The sequence below is a fragment of the Acidimicrobiales bacterium genome, from assembly GCA_022452145.1.
Taxonomy (GTDB): domain Bacteria; phylum Actinomycetota; class Acidimicrobiia; order Acidimicrobiales; family MedAcidi-G1; genus UBA9410.
The window spans coordinates 129,132-142,045 of sequence record JAKURY010000002.1 but is presented as its reverse complement, the minus strand read 5'-3'; the positions used below and the strand labels follow the sequence as shown (position 1 = coordinate 142,045).

Below are 12,914 nucleotides of genomic sequence, written 5' to 3'. Positions count from 1 at the left end.
GAACCCGGAGCAGGGCGGTCGGGCTACTCGGCGCCCTCGACCGCCAACTCGACGGTCGGCGGCTCGAAGCCGGCGATGGCCCGGAAGACGATGGACCTGCCGTCAGGAGCGTCCGGGTCGTCAGGGGTCTCCTCGACGTCGACGACCACGATCTCGCCGGCCGTGAACTCCTTGTGGAGCAGGCGCTCCGAGAGCGGGTCCTCGACGAGGCGCTGGATGGACCGGCGCAACGGACGTGCGCCCATCGTCGGGTCGTAGCCCTGACCGGCCAGATGGACCTTGGCGGCGTCCGTGATCTCGAGGCCCATGCCCTGACCGGCCAACTGACCGGCCAGCCTGGCGGTCATCAGGTCGACGATCCGGGTCACCTCGGGCATCGAGAGCTCGTGGAAGACGATGGTGTCATCGATGCGGTTCAGGAACTCGGGCCTGAAGTGGGCCTTGAGGGCATCCTGGACCTTGGCCTTCATGCGCTCGTAGCTGACGGCCTCGTCGGCCTTCGTGAAGCCGAGGTTGGCCTTGCGCAGGTCGGCCGTACCGAGGTTGGACGTCATGATCAGGACGGTGTTGCGGAAGTCCACGGTGCGACCCTGTGAATCGGTCAGGCGACCCTCCTCCAGGATCTGGAGCAGCGTGTTGAAGACGTCCGGATGGGCCTTCTCGACCTCGTCGAAGAGCACCACGGAGAACGGCCGACGGCGGACGGCCTCGGTGAGCTGGCCACCCTCCTCGTAGCCCACGTAGCCCGGAGGCGAGCCGACCAGGCGGCTGACCGTGTGCTTCTCCATGTACTCGGACATGTCCAGAGCGATGAGGGCCTTCTCGTCGCCGAAAAGGAACTCGGCCAGCGTCTTGGCCAACTCGGTCTTGCCCACGCCCGACGGACCCAGGAAGACGAACGACCCGGACGGGCGCTTAGGGTCCTTCAGGCCGGCCCTGGTGCGACGGATTGCCTGGCTGACGGCCTTGATGGCGTCCTCCTGGCCGATGACCCGCCTGTGGAGCTCCTCCTCCATCTTGAGGAGCTTCTGGGTCTCCTCCTCGGTCAGCTTGTAGACCGGGATGCCCGTCCAGACCGAGAGCACCTCGGCGATGGCCTCCTCGTCGACCTCGTCGAACAGGTCCACGCCAGCCGAGCGGATCTCGGACTCCTTGGACTCCTTGCGCGCCAGGAGCTCCTTCTCGGAGTCGCGCAGGCGGCCGGCCGCCTCGAAGTCCTGGGCCTCGACGGCGGCCTTCTTGCGCAGCACGACCTCGGACAGGTCGGTCTCGATCTCCCGCAGGTCCTCCGGCGTGTGCATCCGCTTGATGCGCAGGCGTGAGCCGGCCTCGTCGATGAGGTCGATCGCCTTGTCCGGCAGGTGGCGGTCGGAGATGTAGCGGTCGGCCAGGTTGGCGGCGGCGACCAGAGCCTGGTCGGTGATGGTCACCCGGTGATGGGTCTCGTAGCGCTCGCGCAGCCCCTTCAGGATCTCGATGGTGTGGGGCACCGTGGGCTCGTCGACCTTGATCGGCTGGAAGCGCCGTTCGAGGGCCGCGTCCTTCTCGAAGTGCTTCCGGTACTCGTCCAGCGTGGTCGCCCCGATGGTCTGCAGCTCGCCCCGGGCCAGCATCGGCTTGAGGATCGAAGCGGCGTCAATGGCACCCTCGGCGGCGCCCGCACCCACCAGGGTGTGGATCTCGTCGATGAACAGGATGATGTCGCCGCGGGTCTTGATCTCCTTGAGGACCTTCTTGAGGCGCTCCTCGAAGTCGCCCCGGTAGCGGCTACCGGCGACCAGGGCACCCAGGTCCAGCGTGTAGAGCTGCCTGTCCTTGATGGTCTCCGGAACGTCGTCGTTGGCGATCATCTGGGCCAGGCCCTCGACGATGGCCGTCTTGCCGACACCCGGCTCGCCGATGAGCACCGGGTTGTTCTTGGTGCGCCGGGACAGGACCTGCATGACCCGCTCGGTCTCCCGGTGCCGGCCGATGACCGGATCCAGCTTCTTGTCGCGGGCGTCCTGGGTGAGGTTGCGACCGAACTGGTCCAGGACCAGCGAGCCCGAGGCGGAATCGCCGCCGCTGCCTCCGCTGGTGGCACCGGCCTTCTCCTGGGATCCCGACGAACCCTGTCCGGGCCCAGAGTACCCGGAGAGCAGCTGGATGACCTGCTGGCGGACCCTGGACAGGTCGGCGCCCAACTTCACCAGCACCTGGGCGGCCACGCCCTCGCCCTCCCGGATGAGCCCCAGGAGGATGTGCTCGGTCCCGATGTAGTTGTGGCCCAACTGCAGGGCCTCCCGGAGCGAGAGCTCGAGGACCTTCTTGGCCCGCGGCGTGAACGGAATGTGGCCGCTGGGCGAGCTGGCGCCATGGCCGATGAGCTCCTCGACCTGGCTGCGCACGGCCTCCAGCGAGATGCCGAGGGATTCCAGGCCCTTGGCGGCTACACCCTCACCCTCGTGTATCAGCCCGAGCAGGATGTGCTCGGTACCGATGTAATTGTGGTTGAGCAGCCGCGCCTCTTCCTGGGCGAGTACCACGACCCTTCGGGCCCTGTCGGTAAACCGCTCGAACAACGGGTTGCCTCCTGCGTCATCGATGTCCCCCGTCACCATCGAGTGTACCCGTGGCCCGTGACGGGCCATCGGTGTCGACCGGCCGGCCCGAGGTGCCACCGGGTGGCTGTTTCGACCACCCGGTTCCTGGTCGTATCCTCGGCGGGTGGCGAACCCCACCCTCCACCTCGACCTTCCCGGCATGGCCGACGGCCTCGGCCGGACAGAGGCCGAGCTCCGCAGGGTCGTCGAATCCGACGATCCCTTCCTGACCCAGGTCGCGAGGCACCTCATCGACGCGGGTGGCAAGCGGGTCCGACCGGCGCTGGCCATAACCGCCTCTCTGGTCGTGGACCGGACCGCCGGGGTGGCCACCACCGACGTGATCCGGGGTGGGGTGGCCGTGGAGCTGGTCCACCAGGGCTCGCTCTACCACGACGACGTCATGGACGGTGCCGAGACCCGCCGGAAGGTCCAGAGCGTGAACGCCCGCTGGGGCAACCTCGAGGCCATCCTGGCCGGCGACTACCTGCTGGCCCGGGCCTCGGAGATCGCCGCCGACCTCGGCACCGAGGTGGCCGGGCTGCTGGCGTCAACCATCGCGGCCCTCTGCGAGGGCCAGATCCGCGAGCTGCGCCACGCCTTCGACGTGGACCGCTCCGAGGACGCCTACCTGGCCTCGATCGCCGGCAAGACGGCCTCGCTGCTGGCCACCGCGGCCCGAATCGGCGCCATCGTCGCCGACCACCCCCGCGACATCGTCGAGGCCGTCACCGACTTCGGCCACCGGTACGGCATGGCCTTCCAGGTGGTCGACGACCTCCTGGACGTGACGGCCACCGACGAGCAGCTGGGAAAGCCGGCTGGCAACGACCTCGTGGAGGGTACCTACACCCTGCCGGTCATCCGGGCCCTCTGCGGCCCGGCGGGTGCCGAACTGCGCGACCTGCTCGGCGGCCCGATCGACGCCGCCACCAGGGATCGGGCGCGGGTCCTGGTCCGGTCCGACGAGGCCATCGCCGCGACCCGGGAGACTGCCATCGGGTACCTGTCAGCCGCCCGTTCGGCGGTGGACGGGCTTCCGACCAACCCGGCGGTGGAGGCAATGCTGGCGACCTGCGGCCTGCTGCTGGGGCGCCTGGACCCGGTCGGCTGACCGGCCAGTCGCAGCCCCGGACAGGCCTACTGCTCGGGGCGGAGCGTCGGGAAGAGGATCACGTCCCTGATGGTCGTGGTGCCGGTCAGCAGCATCACCAGTCGGTCCATTCCTATCCCCAGACCACCGGTCGGCGGTAGGCCGTAGTCGAGGGCACGCAGGTAGTCCTCGTCGACGGCCATGGCCTCGGCGTCGCCGGCCGCCGTCGCCGCCTCCTGGGCCTCGAACCGGGCCCGCTGCTCGTCGGGGTCGACCAGTTCCGTGAAGGCGTTGCATATCTCGCGGCCTGCCACGATGCCCTCGAAGCGCTCCACCCAGCCCGGCTGGTCCCGGTGGTCCCGGGACAGTGGCGAGACCTCCTTCGGGTAGTCGGTCACGAACACCGGCCCCCAGAGCTCCGACTCCGCCACCTTCTCGTACAACTCAAGGATGAGCTTTCCCGGGCCGTAGTGGTCCTCCACGGGAATGTCCCGCTCCGCGCACAGTCCGACCAGCTCGTCCAGGTCGGTGTCAAGGTCGACGACGATGCCGCCGTGCTCCTCGAGCAGTTCCAGCATGGTGGCCCGTCGCCAGGGCACCGCCAGGTCCAGCTCCCGCCCGTCGTAGGCCAGGGTCGTGGTGCCGTGGAGGTCCATGGCCAGGTGGGCCACCAGCTCCTCCACGAGGACCATGATGTCGGTGTAGTCGGCGTAGGCCTGGTACAGCTCGAGCATCGTGAACTCGGGATTGTGGCGGGTCGACAGGCCCTCGTTGCGGAACACCCGTGCGATCTCGAACACCCGCTCGAAACCGCCCACGGTCAGGCGCTTGAGGTAAAGCTCGGGAGCGATCCTGAGGTAGAGGTCCAGGTCCAGGGCATTGTGGTGGGTGGTGAACGGCCGGGCCAGGGCACCACCAGGAATGGGGTGGAACACCGGCGTCTCGACCTCGAGAAAGCCGCGGTCCTCCAGCCAGCGACGGGTCGCCGAGAAGATCCGACTGCGGGCCACGAACGCCTCCCTGGCCCCGTCGGAGACCCACAGGTCGACGTAGCGCTGTCGGAACCGGATGTCCACGTCGGTGATGCCGTGCCACTTGTCGGGGAACGACCGTCGGGCCTCGGCGAGGCGCACCCAGGAGTCGACACGCACGCTCAACTCCCCCCGACGGGTCCGGATCACCTCGCCGGTCACGCCGATCCAGTCACCCAGGTGCAGCCCTGTGAACCCCTCGAAGTCGGTCGTCGACTTCTGCGTCGCGAACAACTGGATCCGCCCGGTGGAGTCCTGCAGGTCGCCGAATGCCAGCCTGCCCTGGTCCCGACGCAACATCAGGCGACCGGCCACGGTGACAACCACCCCGGTCTCCCCACCGTCGGCCAGGTCCGAATACCCCGCGGTGATGGCCGCCGCGGTGGTCGTCGGATCGAAGCGGTACGGCACGCCGGATCGCCCGCCGTCAGGCTCGGCCGCCGCCGGCTCGGTCACGTCGCTCACCGGTTTCGATCGTGTACGAGCCGTAGCCCGTGGAGGGTCAGGAAGGGCTCGACGTGCTCGATGGTGGACGTCACCGGGGCGATCACGTCGACCAGGCCGCCGGTGGCCACCACCGTGCACCCCCCCAACTCGGTCCGGAAGCGCTCAACCATCCCGTCGATCTGGGCGGCGAAGCCGTAGACGGCACCTGACTGCAGCGACTCCACCGTGCTCTTGCCAATGACGCAGCGCGGCTCGACCAACTCCACGGCCCGCAGCGCGGCCGCCCGGCCGAACAGTGCATCGAGGCTTATCTCAATGCCGGGGGCGATGGCACCGCCCAGGAACTCGCCGTTCTCGGAGATGACGTCGAAGTTGTTGCCGGTACCGAAGTCCACGACGACCGTGGGGCCGCCGTAGAGGTCATAGGCCCCGACGGCGTTGGCTATGCGGTCGGCGCCCACCTCCCGGGGGTTGTCGTAGAGGATCGGCATGCCGGTCTTCACCCCGGGCTCGATCACCACCGCGTCGAAGTCGGCGTAGCGACCGATCATCTGGCGGAGGCTGGCCAGGACCCGGGGCACGCCGGCGCAGATGGCCACCCCGGTGACCGTGCCCTCCAGGTCGTAGCCGGACTGGCGCAACAGGTTGCGGATCAGGACCGCGTGCTCGTCCGACGTGCGCTCGTGGTCGGTGCGGATCCTCCAGTTGTCGACAAGCCCGGCATCGGCCGAGGACATGGTCGCGCCGGACTCGTAGAGGCCCAGGACGGTCTGGGTGTTGCCCACGTCGATGGTCAGCAGCATGGTGAATCCAGCTCCCCGAGGTCGAGGCCCACGTCGAGGGCCGGGGCCGAGCCCGTGAGGGCACTGCTCGAGATGCAGTCGACGCCGGTCGCCGCGTAGTCGGCCACCACGGCCAGCGTGATGCCACCAGAGGCCTCGACCAGCGGCCTGACACCGTGTCGGGACGCGTGGTCCCGGACCTCGACGATGCACGCGGTGACCTGGGCAGGGGTCATGTTGTCGAGCAGTAGCGCATCGGCGCCCGCCTCCAGCGATTCACGGACCTGGTAGAGAGTCTCGCACTCGACGTGCACGGTACGCCCCGCCCAGCGTCTTCGGGAAGCCGCCACCGCTCCGGCGATGTCGGTGCCCGTGAGGTGGTTGTCCTTCAGCATCACCCAGTGGCTGAGGTTCAGCCGGTGGTTGGCTCCGCCACCGGCGCGCACCGCGGCCTTCTCCAGGACCCGGAGGCCCGGCGTGGTCTTGCGGGTGTCCCAGATACGTGCACCACCGTCGGCCGCCTCCACCCAGCGGGCCGTCTCGGTGGCTATTCCCGACAGGCGGCCGAGGAAGTTGAGGGCGGTGCGTTCGGCCGTGAGGACCGGTGCCAGGGGTCCGATGAGGTCGGCCAGCACCTCTCCGGCTACCAGCCGTCCACCGTCGGATCGCCGCCACGAGACCTCGATGGACGGATCCACCTGCCGGAAGGCCTCCGTAGCGCACGCCGAACCGGCCAGGACGCCCCCGGACCGGGCAACGATGGCGCCCACGGCCATCGCCCCGTCGGGCACCAGGGCCGCGCTGAGGTCGCCGTCCGAGTCGAGGTCCTCGTGGAGGGCCCGGCGCACGGCCTCGACCACCGCCGTTGCCGGCGGGGTGGCCACCCCGACCTGGCTCGCCAAGTAGGCGGCCATCACAGGGACCATGTCGGTGGGAATGGGAAGGTTCACGAGCCGGAAGCCTGCCCCGGCCGGGTGAGGATCCGTCGGCAGCGCCTGTCGTCGAGGTCTACGCCGGCTGCCGCCGCGGTCAGGGCGACGACCAGCGACCCGCCGGCCTGGCCCGGCCCCACGACCCTGAAGGACGGCACCCCTCAGCTCCCCCGGCTCCCGGTCGCCGGATCCAGCGAACCGACGGCGAGGATCGCACCCTGGCCGTCGGGGACCTCACCCACCAGGTCCGGGGCCACGTCGCGCAGCGGAACCAGCACGAAGGCGCGTTCGAACATCCGGGGGTGTGGCACCTCCAGGTCCGGTTCGTGGACCGTCTGCCCGTCGACCCAGAGCACGTCCACGTCCAGCGTGCGCGGACCCCAGCGGACGGCTCGGTGGCGTGCCGCTGCCTGTTCGCGTTCCCGAGCGGCCTCCAGGAGGGCCCTCGCATCCAGCTCGGTCTCCAAGCGGACCACGCAGTTCAGGTACGGCCCCTGGTCCGGTCCCCCGACCGGCGCCGTCTCGTACACCTCCGATACCGCCACCACGTCGGGGAGGCCGGCAACGGCATCGCACAGGTTCGCCCACCGGTCGCCAAGGTTCGAGCCCAGCGCCAGGAGGGCCCGGTGGCTCATGTCGTGCGGTGGATCCGCACCCCGCTGGTGGCGAGGTCCTCGGGCACCGGGGGACGCAGCTTGCGCACCGCCACCGTCACCGCGTCGACGCCGGGGACGGCCAGCACGGCTTCGGCCACCCGGCCGGCGAACCGCTCCAACAGGTTGAAGGCCTCGCCCTCGGCGATTCCGGCGACAAGGGCGCATAGGGCGCCGTAGTCAACCGTGTCGGCCAGGTCGTCGCTGAGCGATGGCGCTCCCAGGTCCACGTGCACGTCGAGGTCCACCTCGAACGGCTGCCGACGTGCCTTCTCCTCGGGCAGTACCCCGCAGGTCGCCGTGACCCGCAGTCCCCGCAACTCGATCCGGTCGCTCACTCGGGACCCTCGCCGTCCGGTGGGGCCACCAGCCCCACGATCTCCCTACCGGGGGACCCCAGAGGTCGACCGGTCAGCTGCTCGGCGATCGACATGGCCCGGGGGCCCGTAGGCGCCAGCCCGGACCTCAACAGGTATGCCCCCATGAGCCCGCAGACCACGTCGTTGAGTTCCTCGCGGTGCACCAGCACACGACGCCCGTCCGCCGTCAGCTCGTCGAGCCGGCGGAACACCTCCTCGAGGCGCCGCACGCCGTCGGTGGCACCGCCGAAGGGGAGGTGCGACCAAGCCATCCCGAGCTCGTCGTAGTTGTGCAGGTTGTGGTCGCTGGCCAGCAGCGAGAGCACGGAGTCGAAGCCGTTCTCCCGGATCCAGATGATCTCCTCCTGGCGCCGGACCCGTCGATGGCCGTCCCCACAGCCACCGGGGCGCTCGCTTACCGCGATGCGGTCCTTGATGATCCAGATGAACGACCGGGGCACGATCCCCCGGGCCCACTTGCCCCTCACCGGGCCACCGCCAGGTTCCCGCAGTGAGCTGGACCATCCATGGCGGGCATCGTGCCCGAGATCCGGCTCATACGACCACCCTTGCCGCCTGGAGCGTCGACTGCACGTCGTGGGCCCGGACCACCGCCACGCCCTGGTGGAATGCCCAGGTGGCCATGGCCACCGACGCCTCCCGACGGTCGTCCGGTGGTGTGAGACCCGGGGGGCCGGTCCCCCGCACGGCACGCAGGTCACTCCGGGCCGTCAGGTCTCCCAGGAACCGCTTGCGGCTGACCCCGAGGACCACTGGCCAGCCGGTGGCGACCAGCTCGTCGAGCCGAGCCAGGATGGCCAGGTTGTGGGCCGTGGTCTTGCCGAACCCGATGCCCGGGTCTATCCAAACCTCGCCGACTCCCAGGGCCGCGGCCCGCTCGGCCCGCAGGACCAGGAAGTCCCGCACCTCGCCCACCACGTCCTCGTAGGAGGGTTCATGCTGCATGGTCCGGGGGTCACCCCGCATGTGCATGGCCACCCAGCCGACCCCCAACTCGGCCGCCACGCCGTCCAGCGTAGAGCTGACGTCGTTGACGATGCTTGCGCCGGCGGCCACGGCGCCACGGGCCACCTCGGCGTGGCGGGTGTCGATCGAGATTCGGACCGATCCGGCGACCACGTCGTCGAGGTCCGCCAGGACCTCGACGACCGGCACCACCCGCGCCAGCTCCTCGTCCACCCCGACGGGCTCGGCACCCGGGCGCGTCGACTCGCCGCCGACGTCGAGGATCGCCGCCCCCTCGTCGAGCATGCGCCGACCGTGGGCGATCGCCGCATCCTGGTCGTCGAAGCGGCCGCCGTCGGAGAAGGAGTCCGGCGTGACGTTCAGGACGCCCATGACAAGGCCCGTGGGCCGTCCCCCAGCCGGGTCGACGGTCCCGGTGTCGACGGTCGGGACGGACATGGACCGACCCTAACGGCGACCGGAAACCAGCCCTCGAAGAACCGACGGCACCTCTGGATCAGTGTCGATGGCCTTCGATGAACCTCATTGCCTCGAGGCGTGTGGATACCTCGTCGCGGAACACCCCGTGGACGGCCGAGGTGACCGTGACCGCCCCTGGCTTTCTGACGCCCCGCATCGACATGCAGAGGTGCTCCGCCTCGATCACCACCAGGGTGCCCTGCGGGTCGAGGGTGCGCTGGATGGCACTGGCCACCTGCGAGGTCAGGCGCTCCTGGACCTGCAGGCGTCGGGAGTAGCCCTCGACGAGGCGGGTCAACTTGGAGAGGCCGGTGATCATGCCGCCCTTCTGCGGTATGTAGGCCACGTGGGCCACACCGAAGAACGGCAGGAGGTGGTGCTCGCAGAGCGAGTAGATGGGAACGTCGCGGACCATGACCATCTCGTCGTGGTCGACGTCGAACTTCTTGACGAGGTGGTCGGCCGGATCCTCGTGGAGGCCACTGCACACCTCGGAGTACATGCGGGCCACCCGGGTCGGTGTATCCCGCAGCCCGTCGCGGGTCGGGTCCTCGCCGATGGCCACGAGGATCTCGGACACCGCGGCCTCGATCCGGTCCAGGTCGACCGTGAAGTCCACGGCCTCGTCCGGTGGCGGCCCGCTCACGACGCCCCACCGTCGGCGTCGGCGTCGGGCGCGCTGGCCACCACCCGGATGTCGGGCAGGTTCCGGAACCGCTCGTTGACATCCAGCCCGTAACCGACCAGGAAGTCGGACGGGACCCTGAAGCCCTCGTAGCGGAGGATCGACCCGTCCATCCGATGGTTCTCGCGCACCAGCAGGGCGCAGACCTCGAGGCTGGCCGGGTTGCGGGCCAGCAGGTTGCGACGGAGGTAGTTCAGCGTCAGGCCGCTGTCGATGATGTCCTCAACGATGATGACATCGCGATCGGCAAGATCCAGATCCAGGTCCTTGACGATGCGGACCACCCCCGATGAACGGGTGGAGTGCCCGTAGGACGACACGGCCATGAAGTCGAACTCCACGGGGAGGTCGATGGCCCTCGCCAGGTCGCTCATGAACATGAACGCACCCTTGAGCACGCCGACGAGCAGCGGGGCCCGGCCGGCGTAGTCGGTGGTGATCTCCCGACCTAGGGCCCGGATCCGTGCCTGGAGGTCCTCCTCGGATATGAGGAGCCGGCCGGCCGCGTACCCGTCGGACGACAGGGACGCGCGTTGGTCGTTGGCCATGGCCGCGACCCTAGCGGTGCCCATGTGAGAGACGACCCGCCGAACGGGCCACCCGATGCCCGCCGACCACCTGGGTCGCCCGGATCCGGCCCCGCACCACGTCGAGCACCCTGTCGACCGACGCGGCGTCCGGCGGGCGACCACCGGCCTCGAGCGTCAGCCAGCCACGCAGGGCCAGGCGCACCAGGTCGTCGGGCAGGTCGGCAAGTGCCCGGACGTCGGTCGGATCGACGTCGGCAACCAGGCCGGCCAGCAGGTCGGTGGCCTCGGTGGCACGCATGGCATGACGTGCCAGCAACGGTACGGGGTCTCGTCCCGACACGTCGGCCAGCAGCGGCAGCACCTCGTGGCGGATGCGGTTGCGGACGAACCGGGGGTCGTCGTTCATGGGGTCCGAGAGGGGTTCGAGGCCGACGACCCGGCAGAGGGCCCGGGTCTCATGGCGCCGCAGCGCCAGCAGCGGCCGGCGATCCGGTGCACCGATTCCGGCGGCCCCGGGGACGCCGGCACCCCGGAGCAGGTTCACCAGCACCGTCTCGGCCTGGTCGTCGGCGGTGTGACCGGTCAGGACCCCGACGGGCAGGACGGCCCGCCGGGCATCACGGGCACGGGCCTCGAGGTTCGGGCCGTCGGCCACCGGTGCCTCCACGCACAGCGCCGTCGCTCCCAGGTCGTCCGCGATCCGGGCGACCAGCGCGCCCTCGGCCGACGACCCGGACCGCAGGCCGTGGTCCACATGCCAGGCGGTGACCACGAGCCCCGCCTCGACGGCCAGCACCAGCAGGGCCGTGGAGTCGGGTCCGCCGGAGACGGCACAGTCCACCTCCGTGCCGGGCGAGGGAAACGTGCACCGCTCCAGCAATTCGACGGGTAGGACACCGCCGACCGCAGAGGTCTGTTCCGACGCCACCACGACCGCCGTCAACCGGCCGCCGGCTCGGCTACCGGGCGCGGCGCCATCCGGCCGATCCACAGGCCGGGCTCACGGATCTCGGCCAGGTCCGGCAGGTGGCCCGGATCCTCCCAGACCCGGTCCAGGAGCCCAGTGCCACCATGGGCCTCCACGGCGGCGATGAACGCCTCGCCCTGTGCGTACTGGGCCAGCTTGGCCTCCAGGCCGACCAGGCGCTGGAACAACTTCGTGACCCCGGAGCCGGAACGCCTGCGGTCGGCCATCACCCGGGCGAACCGGTCGGCACCGGTGACTACGCCATCACCGGCCCTGCCCATGGTGACGTCGCCGTGGCCCTCCAGCAGGCTCATGAGTCCCGCGATGCGATCCATGGTGGCCTGCTGCTCGGGGGACGAGATGGCACCCAACACCCCACCGCCGGACTCCTGACCGTCCGACCGGCGCCTTGCGGCCATGGATCGCAGGGCGGCCACCAGGTCGAACGACTCCGACTCGGCGCCGTCCAGGAGCGAGCCCACCAGGCCCAGGTAGTGCTCCCGCATCCACGGCACGCCCATGAACTGGGCACGGTGGGTCACCTCGTGGAGGGCCAGCCATAGGTGGAAGTCGGGAGCGTGGAAGGCGTAGCGGCGTTCGAGGGCCACGAGGTTGGGACCGACGTAGTACACGATGTCCTGGTCCTCAGCGGCCTCGTCCTCCAGCACCAGCAGGTCGTACTGGCCCAGTACCCGGGTGGACATCCAGCCCAGCATGGCCCCCAGCTCGACGGCACCCACCCGGGCGGTGACCGACGACGGCCCCTCGTCGGGGTCCTCGGCCATCCTTGCGATGAGCGGGCGCAGCAGGCGCTGCAGGGAAGCCAGGTTGGCCCGGATCCAGTCGGTCCGCCCGACGACACGGGCCCGGGCATCACCGGTCAGCGCCCGGAGGCCCGTGGTGGCGGCGACCAGGTCCTCGGCGCGCGCCGTGTGGCCGTCGAACTCGGCGGTCAGACCGTCGAGGTGGTGGGCACCACCGAACGGAGCCCGGTCGGCTACCCGGATGGCGACCCTCTCGGCCAAATCCCAGTCGACGAACGATTCGTTCATCGTGTGCATCCGCGGCCGCCTGACGGCACCGGCGGAGGGCTCAGCGCTTCGGGTAGCGGGTGGACGAGACCTTCTGGAAGTAGCCGACCACGGTCGCCACGGTGAGGGCGACGCCGCCCACCGCCAGCGGTACGGCCATCCAGTAGTGCCAGATGACGCCTGCGAGCACGTTCATGCGGGGGATCCTAGGGGGTCGGTCATCCCACGTCGGCACGGAACCGTGTGGAACGGGTGGTCTCTGAGCGAGCCCGCGCGGGGAATCGAACCCCGGACCTATTCATTACGAGTGAATCGCTCTTCCGACTGAGCTACACGGGCCGGAACCGGCCCCACGGGGCCGGCCACCGGGGAAGCG

The 12,914-nt window shown here is 70.0% G+C and carries 13 protein-coding genes and 1 tRNA gene; 1 reads left to right on the top strand and 13 read right to left on the bottom strand.

What is annotated here, in order from left to right; translation table 11 throughout:
• Window positions 1–23: 23 nt before the first annotated feature.
• Window positions 24–2,561, bottom strand: coding sequence for an ATP-dependent Clp protease ATP-binding subunit (locus MK177_00950; GenBank protein ID MCH2425881.1), 2,538 nt, complete (start codon window positions 2,559–2,561; stop codon window positions 24–26).
• A 145-nt stretch (window positions 2,562–2,706) separates the two neighbouring features.
• On the opposite strand from MK177_00950, the gene MK177_00945 reads away from it, so the two are divergent.
• Complete coding sequence (locus MK177_00945; protein ID MCH2425880.1) at window positions 2,707–3,696, top strand: polyprenyl synthetase family protein; 990 nt, start codon at window positions 2,707–2,709, stop codon at window positions 3,694–3,696.
• A 26-nt stretch (window positions 3,697–3,722) separates the two neighbouring features.
• On the opposite strand, the gene lysS is transcribed toward MK177_00945, so the two are convergent.
• From lysS to MK177_00885, 12 genes are all read right to left on the bottom strand, one after another.
• Entirely contained in the window at window positions 3,723–5,171 is a 1,449-nt protein-coding gene (gene lysS, locus MK177_00940) for a lysine--tRNA ligase (protein MCH2425879.1), read from the bottom strand.
• Window positions 5,168–5,956 carry a type III pantothenate kinase gene (locus MK177_00935; GenBank protein MCH2425878.1) on the bottom strand — a complete coding sequence of 263 codons (789 nt, stop codon included), beginning with the start codon at window positions 5,954–5,956 and terminating at the stop codon, window positions 5,168–5,170. Before MK177_00935 ends, lysS begins: the two co-directional genes overlap by 4 nt.
• Window positions 5,947–6,885 carry a carboxylating nicotinate-nucleotide diphosphorylase gene (nadC, locus tag MK177_00930; protein MCH2425877.1) on the bottom strand — a complete coding sequence of 313 codons (939 nt, stop codon included), beginning with the start codon at window positions 6,883–6,885 and terminating at the stop codon, window positions 5,947–5,949. The genes MK177_00935 and nadC overlap by 10 nt, the downstream gene beginning before the upstream one ends.
• 143 nt (window positions 6,886–7,028) lie before the next feature.
• Window positions 7,029–7,502 carry a 2-amino-4-hydroxy-6-hydroxymethyldihydropteridine diphosphokinase gene (gene folK, locus MK177_00925; GenBank protein MCH2425876.1) on the bottom strand — a complete coding sequence of 158 codons (474 nt, stop codon included), beginning with the start codon at window positions 7,500–7,502 and terminating at the stop codon, window positions 7,029–7,031.
• Entirely contained in the window at window positions 7,499–7,858 is a 360-nt protein-coding gene (gene folB, locus MK177_00920) for a dihydroneopterin aldolase (protein ID MCH2425875.1), read from the bottom strand. Before folB ends, folK begins: the two co-directional genes overlap by 4 nt.
• On the bottom strand, window positions 7,855–8,367 hold the full coding sequence (locus MK177_00915) for a hypothetical protein (GenBank protein ID MCH2425874.1): 513 nt from the start codon (window positions 8,365–8,367) through the stop codon (window positions 7,855–7,857). The genes folB and MK177_00915 overlap by 4 nt, the downstream gene beginning before the upstream one ends.
• A gap of 67 nt (window positions 8,368–8,434) precedes the next feature.
• On the bottom strand, window positions 8,435–9,304 hold the full coding sequence (folP, locus tag MK177_00910) for a dihydropteroate synthase (protein MCH2425873.1): 870 nt from the start codon (window positions 9,302–9,304) through the stop codon (window positions 8,435–8,437).
• 58 nt (window positions 9,305–9,362) lie between these two features.
• Complete coding sequence (gene folE, locus MK177_00905) at window positions 9,363–9,971, bottom strand: GTP cyclohydrolase I FolE (protein ID MCH2425872.1); 609 nt, start codon at window positions 9,969–9,971, stop codon at window positions 9,363–9,365.
• Window positions 9,968–10,558 carry a hypoxanthine phosphoribosyltransferase gene (hpt, locus tag MK177_00900; protein ID MCH2425871.1) on the bottom strand — a complete coding sequence of 197 codons (591 nt, stop codon included), beginning with the start codon at window positions 10,556–10,558 and terminating at the stop codon, window positions 9,968–9,970. The genes folE and hpt overlap by 4 nt, the downstream gene beginning before the upstream one ends.
• Before the next feature lie 10 nt (window positions 10,559–10,568).
• On the bottom strand, window positions 10,569–11,483 hold the full coding sequence (gene tilS, locus MK177_00895) for a tRNA lysidine(34) synthetase TilS (GenBank protein MCH2425870.1): 915 nt from the start codon (window positions 11,481–11,483) through the stop codon (window positions 10,569–10,571).
• Complete coding sequence (locus MK177_00890; protein MCH2425869.1) at window positions 11,480–12,559, bottom strand: zinc-dependent metalloprotease; 1,080 nt, start codon at window positions 12,557–12,559, stop codon at window positions 11,480–11,482. The genes tilS and MK177_00890 overlap by 4 nt, the downstream gene beginning before the upstream one ends.
• 245 nt (window positions 12,560–12,804) lie before the next feature.
• A tRNA-Thr gene (locus MK177_00885) sits at window positions 12,805–12,877 on the bottom strand.
• Window positions 12,878–12,914: the final 37 nt, after the last annotated feature.